Annotated in this window: 15 protein-coding genes and 1 riboswitch; all 15 genes read right to left on the minus strand. The window is 52.4% G+C overall.

The features are described 5' to 3' along the window. Positions 1–5 precede the first annotated feature (5 nt). Complete coding sequence (locus tag PCH05_RS13185; RefSeq protein WP_127602862.1) at positions 6–659, minus strand: nucleoside recognition domain-containing protein; 654 nt, start codon at positions 657–659, stop codon at positions 6–8. Positions 660–702: 43 nt separating this feature from the next. Then, positions 703–1,875: a D-alanyl-D-alanine carboxypeptidase family protein gene (locus PCH05_RS13190; RefSeq protein ID WP_127602863.1), complete on the minus strand. Its 1,173-nt coding sequence runs from the start codon at positions 1,873–1,875 to the stop codon at positions 703–705. Positions 1,876–2,029: 154 nt separating this feature from the next. Then, positions 2,030–2,509: a GerW family sporulation protein gene (gene ytfJ, locus PCH05_RS13195; RefSeq protein ID WP_127602864.1), complete on the minus strand. Its 480-nt coding sequence runs from the start codon at positions 2,507–2,509 to the stop codon at positions 2,030–2,032. A gap of 132 nt (positions 2,510–2,641) precedes the next feature. Beyond that, positions 2,642–3,319, minus strand: a complete 678-nt coding sequence (locus tag PCH05_RS13200) for a DUF2953 domain-containing protein (protein ID WP_164766643.1) — start codon at positions 3,317–3,319, stop codon at positions 2,642–2,644. 135 nt (positions 3,320–3,454) lie between these two features. Continuing rightward, entirely contained in the window at positions 3,455–4,054 is a 600-nt protein-coding gene (gene scpB / locus PCH05_RS13205; RefSeq protein ID WP_127602866.1) for an SMC-Scp complex subunit ScpB, read from the minus strand. Further along, complete coding sequence (locus PCH05_RS13210) at positions 4,023–4,817, minus strand: segregation and condensation protein A (protein ID WP_127602867.1); 795 nt, start codon at positions 4,815–4,817, stop codon at positions 4,023–4,025. The genes scpB and PCH05_RS13210 overlap by 32 nt, the downstream gene beginning before the upstream one ends. Positions 4,818–5,096: 279 nt before the next feature. Further along, positions 5,097–5,570, minus strand: a complete 474-nt coding sequence (gene ribH, locus PCH05_RS13215) for a 6,7-dimethyl-8-ribityllumazine synthase (protein WP_127602868.1) — start codon at positions 5,568–5,570, stop codon at positions 5,097–5,099. Between the two features lie 27 nt (positions 5,571–5,597). Next, complete coding sequence (locus PCH05_RS13220; RefSeq protein WP_127602869.1) at positions 5,598–6,812, minus strand: bifunctional 3,4-dihydroxy-2-butanone-4-phosphate synthase/GTP cyclohydrolase II; 1,215 nt, start codon at positions 6,810–6,812, stop codon at positions 5,598–5,600. A 42-nt stretch (positions 6,813–6,854) separates the two neighbouring features. After that, a complete protein-coding gene (gene ribE, locus PCH05_RS13225) occupies positions 6,855–7,514 on the minus strand; it encodes a riboflavin synthase (protein ID WP_127602870.1) in 660 nt (219 codons plus the stop codon). A gap of 17 nt (positions 7,515–7,531) precedes the next feature. Then, positions 7,532–8,644 (minus strand): bifunctional diaminohydroxyphosphoribosylaminopyrimidine deaminase/5-amino-6-(5-phosphoribosylamino)uracil reductase RibD, encoded by a 1,113-nt coding sequence (gene ribD, locus PCH05_RS13230; protein ID WP_127602871.1) that lies wholly within the window; start codon positions 8,642–8,644, stop codon positions 7,532–7,534. Positions 8,645–9,006: 362 nt separating this feature from the next. Next, a riboswitch (FMN riboswitch) is annotated at positions 9,007–9,194 on the minus strand. Positions 9,195–9,401: 207 nt separating this feature from the next. Then, positions 9,402–9,839, minus strand: coding sequence for a peptidylprolyl isomerase (locus tag PCH05_RS13235; protein ID WP_127602872.1), 438 nt, complete (start codon positions 9,837–9,839; stop codon positions 9,402–9,404). 215 nt (positions 9,840–10,054) lie between these two features. Beyond that, entirely contained in the window at positions 10,055–11,386 is a 1,332-nt protein-coding gene (gene lysA, locus PCH05_RS13240; RefSeq protein ID WP_127602873.1) for a diaminopimelate decarboxylase, read from the minus strand. A gap of 117 nt (positions 11,387–11,503) precedes the next feature. Then, positions 11,504–13,198, minus strand: coding sequence for a spore germination protein (locus PCH05_RS13245; protein ID WP_127602877.1), 1,695 nt, complete (start codon positions 13,196–13,198; stop codon positions 11,504–11,506). 83 nt (positions 13,199–13,281) lie between these two features. Continuing rightward, a complete protein-coding gene (locus PCH05_RS13250) occupies positions 13,282–13,698 on the minus strand; it encodes a stage V sporulation protein AB (protein WP_127602878.1) in 417 nt (138 codons plus the stop codon). Between the two features lie 5 nt (positions 13,699–13,703). After that, positions 13,704–14,345 (minus strand): stage V sporulation protein AA, encoded by a 642-nt coding sequence (locus tag PCH05_RS13255; protein ID WP_127602874.1) that lies wholly within the window; start codon positions 14,343–14,345, stop codon positions 13,704–13,706. Positions 14,346–14,482: the final 137 nt, after the last annotated feature.

Genomic DNA, 14,482 nt, shown 5'->3' on the forward strand with positions numbered 1-14,482 from the left:
CAGGATCATCCTTTCATTTCAGGTTTAGCCGCAGCTGCTGAAATGTCCGGAATCTGAGGTTGAGGCGGCTTCGGATGCTTATTCAAGAATCTTCTTCGGTACCACCGGTCTGCCGCCACCGCGGCCAGTGTAGCCACAACGGTCGCAGCCAGCGTCGTTCCGACGATCTCTGTCGGATTAGCCGACTTGTAATTCATTCGAATCGCTATCAAAGTGGTTGGAATCAGCGTGATGCTCGCCGTATTTAAAGCCAACAGCGTGCACATCGCGGGGCTTGCTGCCGTTTTGTCTGGATTGAGCGTTTGCAGCTCCTGCATCGCTTTGATCCCCATCGGCGTCGCGGCATTGCCTAGCCCGAGTAGATTGGCGCTCATATTCGAAAGGATATACCCCATAGCCGGGTGGTTTTTAGGCACATCCGGAAACAGAAACCTGACAATCGGGCCCATCAGCTTCGCAATTTTTTGAAGAAGGCCCGAATCTTCCGCCAGCCTCATCATCCCGAGCCAAAACACCAGCACGCTAATAAGTCCAAAGCACACAGTGACGCCGGTCTTGGCTCCGTCAAACGCGGCGGAGGTGACGATCTCAATATTCCCCTGCGCAGCGGCAAAGCCAAAACCGATCACGATCAGCGCGAGCCAAATGATATTGATCATATGACATTCCCCTCTCCCATGTCTTGCATGATCGGACCTCAGTCTATTGAAGGAACAGCTTTTTGAACACCTCGGACAGGGCGCCCGTAAAGGTTCCCGGATGTTCCGAGGCCAACGTGGATGCTACCGGATTTCTGGCCTGCAGCTCAGGAAGATAGCTTCCTTTCTGATAAACCGGAACGGTGCCGATTTGTCTGCCTTCCAAATAAATTTGGATTTCCCCGCGCAGCCCAAAGCTTGTGTCCGCACTGCCCTCCCTGGCAGCCTGATGAAGAACAAGCTTGTTCTCTACCTTTTCCTTCTCGCTGGGTCCGAATGGATATTGAAACGTATTGCTGACGACCAAATCATAGCCTTTTACGGGCTCTCCCTTCTCCATTAATGAAGTTAAAGGGAAATATTCAAAACCGTAGTCCAGCATTTTGCCGTGATCATTCCAGTCATCACCGTCGTTCAGCGTCACGGCGACCAGCTGCTGCCCGCCTCTTGTAGCGGAGCTGACCAGGCAGCGGAAAGCTTTTTTCGTATACCCTGTCTTGACTCCGTCCGCTCCGTCGTACAGCCTCAGCATTTTGTTCTTGTTATCCCACTTGTAATCCCAGGACTCATTCGGGTTTGGGGCCTTTTTCGTGGGCGTTTTCACGATCTCCCGAAATAGCGGGTTATGAAGCGCGTAAGCTGTGAGCTTGGCCATATCATTAGCCGAGGAATAGTGCCCATCCGCATCCAGTCCATGGGGATTGGCAAAATGGGAATGCGCCAGCCCGAGCTGCTTCGCTTCCTCATTCATAAGATAGACGAAGCCTTCCTCTGAACCGCCGACATGCTCGGCGATGGCGGTGGCAGCATCGTTCCCTGAACGAAGCATCAAGCCATAGAGCATGTTTTCCAGAGTCATTTCCTCACCCAGCTTGAGATATATGGATGAGCCTTCTTTGCCAAAAGCGTTCTTGCTCACTTTGACCGGCTTTTTGAAATCTCCGTGTTCAATCGCGACAATGGCTGTCATGATTTTGGTGAGGCTGGCGATCCGCAGCTCGTCATCGCCGTGCGCCGAATACAATAGGCGCCCAGAGGTGACATCTATCAAGGCCGCTGCCTGGGCGTGCGTATGTAATTCGGGAAGAGCCTGACCGCTTTGCGCGGAAACGGGAACGCTGCAGGTCAGCATCAGCGCTGCCGCGACGATCCAGCGGGTGATCGATTTTATCCACATGGTTATCTTTCCTCCGGTATTCTTGAAAATCTTGTACAAGTATATGCTTGTCTTCGGGTTGATATGCACCGCTCATTTTGACAGGCCGCCTCGAATGCTTTATTTTCAGATATCATAAAAAAATCCCCTCCGGCTGGAAGGGGACGGGCTAGGTTCAGTAAAACGTCGGATCCGGATCTTCTACATGCCTGTGCGTCGTTGCATTCACACCGGCAGCGGATGAGTTCATTTGAAACATCGACTGGATTTTTTCTACCATCATCGGCGCGGAATCGATTAGCTTCTCGAACAGATGCGTCTGGTTATCCAGCGGCACGATATGCACGCCCTCCTTGCCAACGACAAGGAACGCGATCGGACGAATGGATACGCCGCCGCCGCTGCCGCCGCCAAAAGGCATCGAGTTTTTGAGATCCGTCTGGTTTTGACCGCTTGCGTGCACGTCTTTGCCGGCATATTCGCCGTTAAAATCGCTGCCACCCGCCGCGAAGCCGAATCCCACCTTACTGATCGGAAGAATGACGCTGCCATCCGGCGTTTGAACGGGATCGCCCACAATCGTATTCACATCGACCATGCCCTTGATGTTTTCCATAGCGGTCTGCATAAGGCCTTGAATTGGATGTTCGGACATTTGCTGTTTCCTCCTTCATGATGCTTAAATAAGGTCATTTCGCAAGTTAGTTTACCCACATTCATATCGAGTATGTAGCAGACAATGCCCTCAGGCCGCATTAAACGCTTGGAACTTTATGGCCGTTCCCCTTCATTTTGCGATACATACGGAACCATCGCTTAAACCGCCCTCCACCTTCAAAATGCGGTAAACCAGGATGAAGGCTGCATAAATGGCATAGCCGAACGACAGTCTCGATACACAGTAAAAATCCGTCGCAAATAAAAGCTCGTCTTTAAATTCGGGAACGACGGCAATACGGGGGGAGCTTTTCATGCGAACCTGAAAGGATAACCAGCCGATCAGCGTCGTCTTCAAACTCCAAAGCACACCGGTCGCGATCGCGGTCCATTCCGCCTCCCCGGTGGAAAAGCTGGTGGACCAGCTCAGTTCATGAATGCGGACATGGGCAAAGGTGCGCTGCAGCCATTTTTTTAAAGCAGCGGTTGATCTTAAAAGAACACGGATGTCGTAAGCCCACATTTCGGCTTTTTCCTTGTTGATCCGCGTGTGGGACGTGCTTCCCGAATTTCGTCTGATGTTATTGCTTTTTTCCAGCTTAAGAAGGAAGCCCTTTTTCATATTCTCAAACACGAGCTTTGGCATTTCATAATGAAACCGGACCATACCGTACAGCATGTAGATATCCAGCATCGCCTTATCGTCCTTGCCCATCTTGTTGTATTGAACGGTGCACGTGATGTTCGACATGGCGGCAATGAATAACAATATGATCATAACGGCAATAACAGCCAGCGCAATCCACACGGTAGAGCCCCCCAGATTTACCATCGTTGTCTTCGGACATAGTATGGCATAGAAGGCTGGAAAAGATTCGGGTAGCCCGAAACAACAAAAAACCGGCATCTATGTTTTCATAGATTGCCGGTCATCGGGCATAACTCAGTCCACGTCATCAAACGTCAGTTGTCTGCCGTCCAATTTCTCGAATAACAGCTGCGTTTCCTCCTCCAGATTCTCCGTGCTTTCAAACAATTGCGGCTCCGGTAGCGCCTGAAGATTGGGCAGTCCAAAATAATCAAGGAAGGCTTTCGTCGTTCCGTAAAGAATCGGGCGTCCGATCGCTTCCGCCCTTCCCGTCTCTTCGATCAGATCTTTATGTACCAGCGTTTGAATCGCACGCTCCGATTTGACCCCGCGGATCTCCTCGATTTCCACGCGCGTAATCGGCTGGCGGTAGGCTACGATGGCCAGCGTTTCAAGTGCAGCTTGAGACAAGGAAGAACGTGAAGGCGAGTACGCCAGCTTTTCGTAATATTCGGCATGGTCCCCGAGCGTCGTCAGCTGGTAGCTCCCGGCGATTTGCATCACCTGAATGCCGCGCTGCTGCCGCTCAAAATCCTCCTTCATTTCCGTAAGGGCATCAGACACCAGCTCGGGCCGGTGATCCACAATCTCCGCGATCTGCTTCACGGTAAGCCCTTCATCCCCCGCGAGGAACAGCAGCCCCTCAATAATCGATTTCAATTTCGGAAAGTCCATGAAACTGCTCCCCTCCCTTCCATTCCATCACGATATCGTCAAACAGCTTTTCCTGATAGCACAAAATTTGCTTCATTTTCATCAGCTCCAAAATCGCGAGGAACGTCACAACGATCTCATGCCTTACCATATCTTCATGCAAAAGCCGGGAAAACAGCACCTTGCCGCCCTTCCCGGACTGTTCAAGCACGTTGACAACCTGGCGAATCCGGTCCTTGACCGAGATCTCGTCCCGCTGGATCCGGGTATAACTGGTCCGCTTAACCGCTTTGCGCAAAGCCTTCTGGAACGCCGCCACAAGATCGGCAGCATGGAGTCCTTTGACCGGATTTTCAGTCACCGCCGGTACCCAAGGGGTCAGATCCTCAGGTTCCTTGGCATAAATCATGCTCCGCTCCAGTTCCTTCTCCTGCAAATGCTTGGCAATGCCTTTGTATTTGCGATACTCGATCAGCTTCTGAACGAGCTCGGCTCGCGGGTCAATATCCTCTTCTTCGTAGAAATCAAATTCGTCCATCTCGAAGACCGGAGGCTTCGGCAGAAGAAGCTTCGATTTAATGGAAAGCAGCGTGGCAGCCATCACCAGAAATTCACTCGTAATATCCAGCTCCAGCTCCTGCATGCTGTGCAAATATTCCATGTATTGGTCGGTAATCTCACTGACGGGGATATCCTGGATATTGATTTCCGCTTTGTCTATCAGGTGAAGCAGCAAATCGAGCGGACCCTCAAACGTCTCCAGTTTATATAATACTGTGTTCACGGCCTATCCTCCGTCCATAATATAAGCAATATCGTGCATGATCTCTATCACAACGCCTGTTTATCATGCAAACATTTTTCCTACTACTATATTAAAAAAATATAGTGCCCCGTGTAAAGGCACTACATTTAAATAAGCATGATTTATTCGGTTTCGTCAAGCCTGGGCAGGTCTAGCCATCGATATTATCCTGCGATTATGCCCAGTAAGTTGTGGACATTCGCCCATAAAATAGCATTATTCTATTGGGTTCTCATTTCCAAAGACAAGAATAGCTGATTATATTGATTTGAACTGTTTGTTCAGATTCGCCATTTCAATGGCTGATACGGCTGCATCGTAGCCTTTATTGCCTGCTTTGGTGCCAGCACGCTCGACGGCTTGCTCAATGCTGTCCGTCGTCAATACACCGAAAATGACCGGAATTCCGGTTTTCAGGCTGGTTGCCGCTACCCCTTTGGCAACCTCGTTGCAGACCACGTCATAATGGGACGTCGCTCCCCGGATGACGGTTCCGAGCGTAATCACGGCGTCATACTTGCCGCTTTCGGCCATTTTGCTCGCAATCAGCGGAATCTCGAACGCCCCCGGTACCCAAGCCACATCCATTTCGTCCTCGCCGGCACCGTGCCGCTTCAGTCCGTCCAAAGCGCCGCCGAGCAGCTTGCTGGTAATAAATTCATTGAATCTGCCGACCACGATTCCGTATTTTAGTCCGCTTGAAACGAGATTTCCTTCAAAAGTATGTGCCATTATATGATCTACCTCTCTTTTATTTTATTATGATTCCTTGCTCAGCATATGACCGAGCTTCGTTTGTTTGGTGTGCAGGTACCGGCTGTTGTCCTCGCCGGCCTCCATTTGAATCGGAACGCGTTCGACAACTTCCAGGCCGTGGCCTTCAAGTCCCTTGATTTTTCTCGGATTGTTGGTCAATAGGCGAATCTGCCGAATGCCCAGATCTTTGAGAATTTGCGCGCCGATCCCGTAGTCGCGAAGATCTGCCGGGAAACCCAGCTTCAGGTTGGCATCCACGGTATCGAGTCCCTGCTCCTGCAGCTCATAGGCCTTCAGCTTGTTGATCAGTCCAATGCCCCGGCCTTCCTGTCTCATATACAGCAGTACGCCGTTCCCTTCGGCTTCGATCTGCCGAAGCGCAGCCGCGAACTGCGGACCGCAGTCGCAGCGCAAGGAATGAAATACATCTCCCGTAAGGCATTCGGAGTGAACCCTTACCAATACAGGAGCATCGCCTGTAATTGTTCCTTTCACAAGCGCCAAATGCTCTTTATCATCGACTTCATTCGAGTAAGCCACCGCCCGGAAAACGCCGAAATCCGTCGGCATCCGGACCTCTGCTTCGCGGCGGACAAGCTTCTCGCGCTGATTGCGGTATTCGATCAGATCCCGGATCGAAATCAGCTTCAGGCTGTGCTTTTCCGCGATCATTCTCAAATCCGGCAGCCGTGCCATCGTGCCGTCCTCCTTGATGATTTCGCAGATGACCCCGGCCGGAGCTGAGCCGCTTAATCTTGCCAAATCCACCGCAGCTTCTGTATGGCCGGCGCGCCGCAGGACGCCGCCGTCTTTCGCAATCAGCGGGAACATATGCCCGGGACGGCGGAATTGATCCGCGCCAGCTGCAGGATCGGCCAGCCGCTTTGCCGTCAACGAGCGTTCATAAGCGGATATGCCGGTTGTCGTATTGGTTTCATCCACCGATACCGTAAAAGCTGTTCCGTGATGGTCGGTGTTCCGGGCCGCCATAGGTGAAAGCTCGAGCGACTCGGCTCGTTCTCTTGTGATCGGCACGCAAACCAGCCCCCGGCCTTCGGTTATCATGAAGTTGATGACCTCCGGAGTCGCCTTCTCAGCCAACGCAACGAAGTCGCCTTCGTTCTCCCGGTCCTCATCATCCACCACAATGACGATATTTCCGTGCTGAAGCTCCGCAATCGCATCTTCAATCGGATCAAAAGCGAATTCCTTCATCATGCCAAGTTCCCCCTTTTGTTGTGAAAATCATATGCTTCATGCTCACACAAAACCGTTCTCTGCCAGCGTCTCCATGCGAATCCCTTGCGGCCGTGCCGCACCCCTTGAAGTTTGTGAGCCCAGCAGGGCATGCACATATTTGCCGATGATGTCACATTCAATGTTCACCACGCTGCCCGCCCGAATGCCGGATAACCCGGTTTCGGCAAGCGTATGGGGAATGATGGATACCCTGAAGCTCTTTGCGTCAGCTTCAGCCACGGTGAGACTGATACCATCCACCGTTACCGAGCCTTGCGGGATGATATATTTCGCCATGTCCGGACGATCCGGCATAATATCGATCAGTACCGCGTTCTGTTCTTTGGCAATCCGGAGCACCGTACCGGTCATATCGGCGTGCCCTTGGACCAGATGTCCACCGAAGCGGCCGTCCGCCTGCATGGCCCGCTCCAGATTCAATCGGCTGCCCGCCTTGAGCAAAGCCAGATTGGAATGCCGGTAGGTTTGAGGCGTCACATCGACCGCAAATCCGTCCACGCCGACTTTCGTGGCCGTCAGACATACGCCGTTCACCGCAATGCTGTCGCCGATACGGATATCGTCCATGATCGTGGATGCCTTAATGCCGAGCACCATGGCTTCTCCTTCCCTCGTAATGCTATCCAGGATGCCGATTTCTTCTACCAATCCGGTAAACATGACTTCCTCTCCTCCAATCATGAGCTCGGCCATACCGGAATGCCCGATATGGAGACGTTGTCGCCGATTTGCTCGATCATTACCGAGCCCAGCGTGATGGCCTCCGACATATGTCGGATACCTTCCAAGCTGAAGCTGCCCGGTGCATTCTTCCCGCCGATAAGCTTCGGAGCGATATAGAGAATGATCCGGTCAACCAATCGTGCCTGCAGTAGAGACCCATTCAGCGTTCCTCCGCCTTCAACCAGGATGGAGCCGATCTCCATACGTCCCAGCTCCGCCATTGCTGCTTTCATATCTACCCTGGGGCCTGAACCAAAGGAATGCACAGTCGCTCCGGCATCACACAGCAGCTTGGTCCTTGCCGGATCCGCCTGCTCCGTCGTCAGCACGATCACCTGAGCGTTCCCTTCCCTGAACATCTTGGCTTCCGGCGATAACCGGAGCTTCGAATCGACGATGATGCGGATGGGCTGCAGTCCATCCACTCCATCGTGCCTGGTCGTCAAGCTTGGATCATCCGCCTCCACCGTTCCGATCCCGACCATGATGGCCTGATGCCGGTGACGAAGGGCATGCACCTGCAATCTCGCTTCCGCGTTCGATATCCACTTGCTGTCCCCTGTCTCAGAGGCAATCTTGCCGTCAAGCGTGCTTGCGGTCTTGATTGTGACGAAGGGCTGACCCGTTGTAATATATTTCGCAAACATCTCGTTTTGCCGGACCGCCCTGTCTCTTAAAACACCGACCTCGACATCGATGCCGCTTTGGCGGAGCCTTTCGATTCCCTTACCGGCAACCTGCGGATTCGGATCTTCGCAGGCCACAACCACCCGCTTGACGTTGGCCCCGATCAGCAGCTCGCAGCAGGGCGGGGTTTTGCCGTAATGGCTGCAGGGCTCCAGCGTCACATAGACGGTGCTTCCCTCCGCGTTCGATCCGGCCATGGTAACCGCATGGACCTCGGCATGTCCGCCTCCCCGCTGCAGATGCGTCCCCAGACCGACAAGCGCGCCATTCTTGACGATGACGCAGCCTACGACCGGATTGATGCCGGTCTGTCCTAAGGCCCGCTGTGCCATATCCAGAGCCAGCGACATATAAAATTCATCGTTCACGACCGGATCCATATTTGTCCCAGCCCCCTTCCCGTAAAAAATGAAAACAAAAAAACCCCCGGATCACATCCGGGGGCGGCTTGAGAGTCATTCGAAGATACCCAAATAAAGCTTCGTACTTCTAGCGTACGTTCCTTTGGAAGGAATGGCAAACAATCGTGCGCCATCAACACGCGCATACTAGGTAAGCTCAAATAAGCTCTCCGCATGGAGGTAACCTGAAGAAACCCGCTTCACCCTGTTCGTCAACGAAACAGGAGTCACAGTGAAACAAGGCCTTTCAATCACATCCATTGACCATGCAATGCGTGTGTAAAGACAACTCGTGCCATAGCTTTATTGGCGGGCATCGCATGAAATATGTACATGCGCTTCCTCTCCTTCTCCCATCCAGACTATACTGTCGGTCCCGGATTTGCACCAGGTCCACCGTACGCGCGCCTTAAAGGACACGCGGCCGGGTCACGGACTGAGACGCATTCGCGTCCCGGGCATCAGCCCGAGGATCGCATATCGCATCATCACCGCCGGTAGGGAATTTCACCCTGCCCCGAAGGATCAACCAATCATGGTTTATAAAATTGTCGAGAAAACTTCCCTGAATAATCAGTTCACATTCTCAAAAGGAATGTTACCACCGCATCCGCCAAATTGCAACCTTCGATCGCAAGAACCTGTCCTTTCATCCCTAAAGAAAAACGAATGAAAAAGCCGCCTTTCCCTTGCGGCAGCAAGTAAAAGACGGCTTTCAAAACCTCATGCTATGAACTTATTCAGCGTCCCACACTTTAACTTCTTTCATGCGGTCGCCTTGTTTAACGGCATCGATATATTCCATGCCTTTGGTCACTTTGCCGAAAACAGTGTGAACTCCGTCAAGGTGAGGCTGCGGTTCGTATACGATGAAGAACTGGCTTCCGCCCGTGTTGCGGCCGGCATGGGCCATGGACAATACGCCTTTGGTATGCTTCGTCGTATTGGTAGACGTTTCGCAATCGATGGTGTATCCAGGGCCGCCTGTTCCGTTGCCTTTAGGGCATCCGCCTTGGGCTACGAAACCAGGGATTACACGGTGGAAAGACAAACCGTTATAAAAGCCGGAGTTTGCAAGCTTTTCAAAGTTAGCAACCGTGTTTGGTGCTTCTTCTGGCAGAAATTCTATTTCAACTACTCCACCATTTTCAAGTTCGATCGTACCTTTTTTCATGCAAGATCACTTCCTAATCGTCAAATTTTAGCAGTCAGACAGCCCGGATTGGGCTTGTCCTCCAATTTTCATCACGTTCTGATTGTATCTCACTTTGAGGCTCATTTGCAATTCTTTGCGGCACAAAAAGGATCATTTCCGCATTCCCCAATACAGAAATAATCCTTTTTGTGTTTTGTTCTTCACCAATTCTTGCCTACTTCTCAGGCGGTTTGCTATTTCAAAACAGCCTGTTTGCCGATACGCTCAGGCACCACGTCGTTGCCGACGATATCCTGCAGCGTTTCCCGGCGCACGACCAGATCGCTCTCGCCCTGGTTCACGAATACAACCGCTGGACGGCGGATCCGGTTATAATTGCTGGCCATGGAATAGTTGTACGCTCCCGTACAGGAAACAGCAAGCAAATCACCGCTGTTCACTTTCGGCAGGTCCAGATCCCAGATCAGCATATCCCCGCTCTCGCAGCATTTTCCCGCGATGGAAACCGTCTCTTCGACAGCGTCGTTCGCCCGGTTCGCGAGCACAGCTTCATACTTCGATTCGTACAAAGCCGGACGCGGATTGTCCGTCATGCCGCCGTCTACGGCCACATACTTGCGAACGCCGGGAATATCTTTGCTTGTTCCTAAGGTGTACAATGTCGTGCCGGCATCTCCAACGATGCTGCGTCCCGGTTCCACCCAGATTTCAGGCACCTCGGCAGACCAACCGGAGAAATGCGTTTTAACGGCATCGGTAATCGCTTTGACATACTGCGATACTTCCAGCGGTGTGTCGCCGTCCACATAACGGATGCCGAAGCCTCCACCCAGATTGACCACTTTGAACGGTACGCCAAGATCCGCATGAACCCGCTGCGCGAATTCAGCAACCCTTTGAACGGCCATTTCAAAGCCTTCAACCTCAAAAATCTGGGACCCGATATGGGAATGAACGCCGAGCAGATCCAGATGGGACTGTTCGGATGCCAGCTTCACGGCTTCGAATGCGGAGCCGTTGCCGATATCAAAACCGAATTTGGAATCGGTTTGACCGGTAGAGATGTACTCATGCGTATGCGCTTCGACGCCTGGCGTTACGCGCAGCAAAATCTGGACGCGTACGTTTTTCTCCGCCGCCACGGCATTGAGCACATGCAGCTCAACCAAGTTGTCCACCACGAAGCATCCGATTTCGGCATCGATCGCCATTTCGATTTCTTCGAGCGTCTTGTTGTTGCCATGGAAGTGAATGCGCTTGGCCGGAAAGCCCGCCTGAAGCGCCGTATAAAGCTCTCCGTCGGAAACGACGTCAAGCGACATGCCTTCCTGATCGGCGATACGGCACATAGCCATTACGCAAAACGCCTTGCTCGCATAAGCCACCTGGAATTTCAGGCCGGATGCGCGGAATGCGGCTACATACTGCTGGCAGCGCTGGCGCACGAGCTCTTCATCGACAATGTAGAGCGGCGTTCCATACTTGGCCTTGAGATCCGTGACGTCGCATCCGCCGATTTCCAGATGTCCGGCTGCATTTATTTGACTTGTACCATGTAAGAACATATTCAGCATCCCTTCGCTTTCTGTGGAACGTATAAAGATTCCATCTGAACTTTTACATCAGTATAACAGACAACGGAAGAGATTGAATGGATTTTTATGCACAACATTTGTATTTTTCTACGATTGATCCGTATTATCCGGGTTTGGAGCCATGCGTGTATTATCACGCGTTTTGTTGAAGGATGGCCTTTTCTTGGATTCGAGCAGCGGAAAACGGAATAAAACGCTCGCCATCGCCTTTGCATTAAAAGGTATAAATGGCCATAAATACGAAGAATTGTACGACCGGTGCAGCGTCAGCAGCAAAATCAGCAGTGTCGTTCCGACGATAAAGCCCTGCACTTTGAAAATGGCTACCGCCACCAGGAGCACTAGCCTGACCATCCGGTTGGCAAGCCCAAGCTCATAGCTCGGCGTCGCGAACATGCCAATGGCTGCGACGGCCATATAAAGCACCACTTCATTGACGAACAATCCCGTTTTGACGGCAATGTCCCCGACCAGGATCGCAGCGATCAGGCCCATGGCCGACGCAAGGGGCGTAGGGGTATGAACCGCTGCCAGCCGGAGCAAATCCACCCCGAATTCCACCAACAGGAACTGCGCAATCAGAGGGATTTTACCTTTGTCATGCGGCCCGAGAAAATCAAGAAACGGCGGCTTCAGCTCGGGGTTCACGACCATGAGCATCCATAACGGCAGCAGAAACATGGAGGCGAAAATACCAAGAAACCGCACCCATCTCAAATACGTGCCCATGAACGGGGTCTGCCGGTTCTCTTCGGCATGCTGGCACAAATCAAAAAAGGTTGTCGGCATGATCATGACGCTGGGCGAAGTGTCGACGAACACGGCTACCCGACCCTCCAGCAGATGGGAGGAAACGACATCCGGACGCTCTGAATACCGGACGAGCGGATAGGGATGCCAGCCTTTGTTGATGATGGCTTCCTCCAGCTGCTTATCCGCGAGCGGAAGCCCTTCGATGTCCAGGCCCTTAATCTTTTCCCGGATGGAATCGACCTGGACTTTGTCGACGATATCATCAATATATGCAATACATACATCCGTACGTGTGCGACGGCCCACCTGGACCAGCTCGCTTTTGAGGCCCGGATCGCGCAGACGCCTCCGGACGAGTGCCACATTGCTCAGCAGCGTTTCCGTAAAGCCGTCCCTGGCTCCACGCACGACTCTTTCGATGCTCGGCTCCTCCGGGCTGCGCACGGGAAACGTACGCGTATCCATGACAATCGCCGCCTGCTCGCCTTCGATAAACAGCGCCGACATCCCCATCAGAACCTTGTTGATCGTCGAGCTCAGCTTTTTGTCGACTTCAACCTGGATATGCGGAATGTAGCACTCGAAAAAAGAGCGCAGCGCATCCGTCGACAGCTGATCCACGGACAAATAGGTCAGCCGCTTCAAAATTTCCAGCATGATATTGTCCTTGGCGAAGCCGTTCACGAAAAAAAGTCCGGTTTTTTGCCCCGCCAGCGTCATTTCGCGAAACACGATGTCAAACGAGCTCCCGAGCCCCACGACTTCCTTCAGCGTCGCCTTCGTCCGGTCCAGGCTGTCCGATACATCGTCGCTCTTCTGCCAATAGATAACTGACTCCTCAACCGAGTCGGAATGCTCCTCTTCCCGCTTTTTCCCTATTGCTTCAAGTTTGCTTTTATCTTCCTTTTGTCCTTCTCCGGAGGACTCGTCCGGCTTTCCTTCACCTTCCGCTTTCCTTGTATCGTGTTTGTCCGCATCCTGTTCCTGCCCCTCGCCCTTCGCTTCTTGATCCTGTTCGCTGGACTGCATCAGCATCGCAAGTTCCGACGAATCCTCCAGGCTGGTTATTTCGTTCTCATGCTTGCTCATCCTTCTTCCGCACCTTTCGCTTCTTACTTTCTGTATACAAACCAGTCAAAGAGCGATCCGGCTACCTTTCCGGTCACCATCGCCATCAGAAGACCAAACAGATAATGGATCATCCGCAGCCTCTTCGCCAAAATCGGAAGCACATTCAGCACTTCGGTCAGGGCTGCCGCCAGCAGACCGACGAAAATCCCGTTAAACAAGCCGACAATGAAGCCGGACCATGCACCGAGCGCCATCTTCCAGTTCCAGAAATCAAACACCGTCCCGATCAGCGAGCCGGATACCATCGCCCCTTCATACCAATGAACACGATGATAGGAACGGGTCAACTGAGCCAAACGGGGAATCATATCGAGTACGATAAACAGTGCGATGACCCCGCCCCCTACCGCAATGCCGCCGGCTATGCCGAGCAGAATCTGAACCACCCATCCCAGCATGGTATTCAAGGCTTATCACCCGGATTTTGCGAAGCCTTCATCCGCTTATATTCCTGGGCTACGACATACTGGTCAATGTTCTCCTGGTACAGGTACATCTCCACCTCAAGCGGGGTCGGCTCCTCGTTCCATTTTTTCTTGAACAAGTGATTGAAAAAGACGACCATGCCGAAGCCGATGCCAAACGAATATGCCGTCTGGAACAGGTACGGGTGCTCGTCCCGCTTGCCGGTAAGCATCTCCACCGTACGGATTTGAACCTCCTGCATGTTGACGTCTGCATGAAAGTTCATGATCGTAAGTGCGGAACCGAAAAACAGGAGCAGCCATACGAGCAGAAACAGAAGCATGGAAGGCTTTCTCGGCTTTTCCATTACCTCCACGAGAACATGATGCTGCCCGATCGGTTCGATGATAACGCCAGGGATCAGCTCCTGAACCTTCGGAATGATTTGCATAAGATCGATAAGTAACAAATTCCCGTCCCAGGTATGCGGCTGAACCAGCTCCAGATTGCGAAGCGGGGCCTCCCACTGCGGGTCGCTCAAAATGCGGGCTACATGCCCGAGCGTAACAATCCTCCCCTGGGTTATCGGCACGCGGCTGCGCAGCTGCAGGTACACCGTAGGAGCCGGATTTATGGACATTCCTATCACTCCTTTGCTGCTTCAATGTCGTTAGTATAGGAAAAATCACCGTTTTCTACTCCATAGCTGCAATTTGTCCAAGAAAAGGAAAACCAAGGCTTGCTCATATGAAAAACGTCTATCGACGTAGCTTCAAA

This window comes from Paenibacillus chibensis (assembly GCF_004001045.1).
GTDB lineage: Bacteria > Bacillota > Bacilli > Paenibacillales > Paenibacillaceae > Paenibacillus_AQ > Paenibacillus_AQ chibensis.

Excerpts from the sequence above, each read along its gene's own strand:
- ytfJ (WP_127602864.1), bottom strand. The coding sequence starts at position 2,509 with ATGTCCGAACATCCAATTCAAGGCCTTATGCAGACCGCTATGGAAAAC.
- PCH05_RS13235 (WP_127602872.1), bottom strand. The coding sequence starts at position 9,839 with ATGAAAAAAGGTACGATCGAACTTGAAAATGGTGGAGTAGTTGAAATA.
- PCH05_RS13220 (WP_127602869.1), bottom strand. The coding sequence starts at position 6,812 with ATGATGAAGGAATTCGCTTTTGATCCGATTGAAGATGCGATTGCGGAG.
- lysA (WP_127602873.1), bottom strand. The coding sequence starts at position 11,386 with ATGTTCTTACATGGTACAAGTCAAATAAATGCAGCCGGACATCTGGAA.
- PCH05_RS13255 (WP_127602874.1), bottom strand. The coding sequence starts at position 14,345 with ATGTCCATAAATCCGGCTCCTACGGTGTACCTGCAGCTGCGCAGCCGC.
- ribH (WP_127602868.1), bottom strand. The coding sequence starts at position 5,570 with ATGGCACATACTTTTGAAGGAAATCTCGTTTCAAGCGGACTAAAATAC.
- ribE (WP_127602870.1), bottom strand. The coding sequence starts at position 7,514 with ATGTTTACCGGATTGGTAGAAGAAATCGGCATCCTGGATAGCATTACG.
- PCH05_RS13250 (WP_127602878.1), bottom strand. The coding sequence starts at position 13,698 with ATGCTGGGATGGGTGGTTCAGATTCTGCTCGGCATAGCCGGCGGCATT.
- ribD (WP_127602871.1), bottom strand. The coding sequence starts at position 8,644 with ATGGATCCGGTCGTGAACGATGAATTTTATATGTCGCTGGCTCTGGAT.
- PCH05_RS13185 (WP_127602862.1), bottom strand. The coding sequence starts at position 659 with ATGATCAATATCATTTGGCTCGCGCTGATCGTGATCGGTTTTGGCTTT.
- PCH05_RS13190 (WP_127602863.1), bottom strand. The coding sequence starts at position 1,875 with ATGTGGATAAAATCGATCACCCGCTGGATCGTCGCGGCAGCGCTGATG.
- PCH05_RS13245 (WP_127602877.1), bottom strand. The coding sequence starts at position 13,198 with ATGCAGTCCAGCGAACAGGATCAAGAAGCGAAGGGCGAGGGGCAGGAA.
- scpB (WP_127602866.1), bottom strand. The coding sequence starts at position 4,054 with ATGGACTTTCCGAAATTGAAATCGATTATTGAGGGGCTGCTGTTCCTC.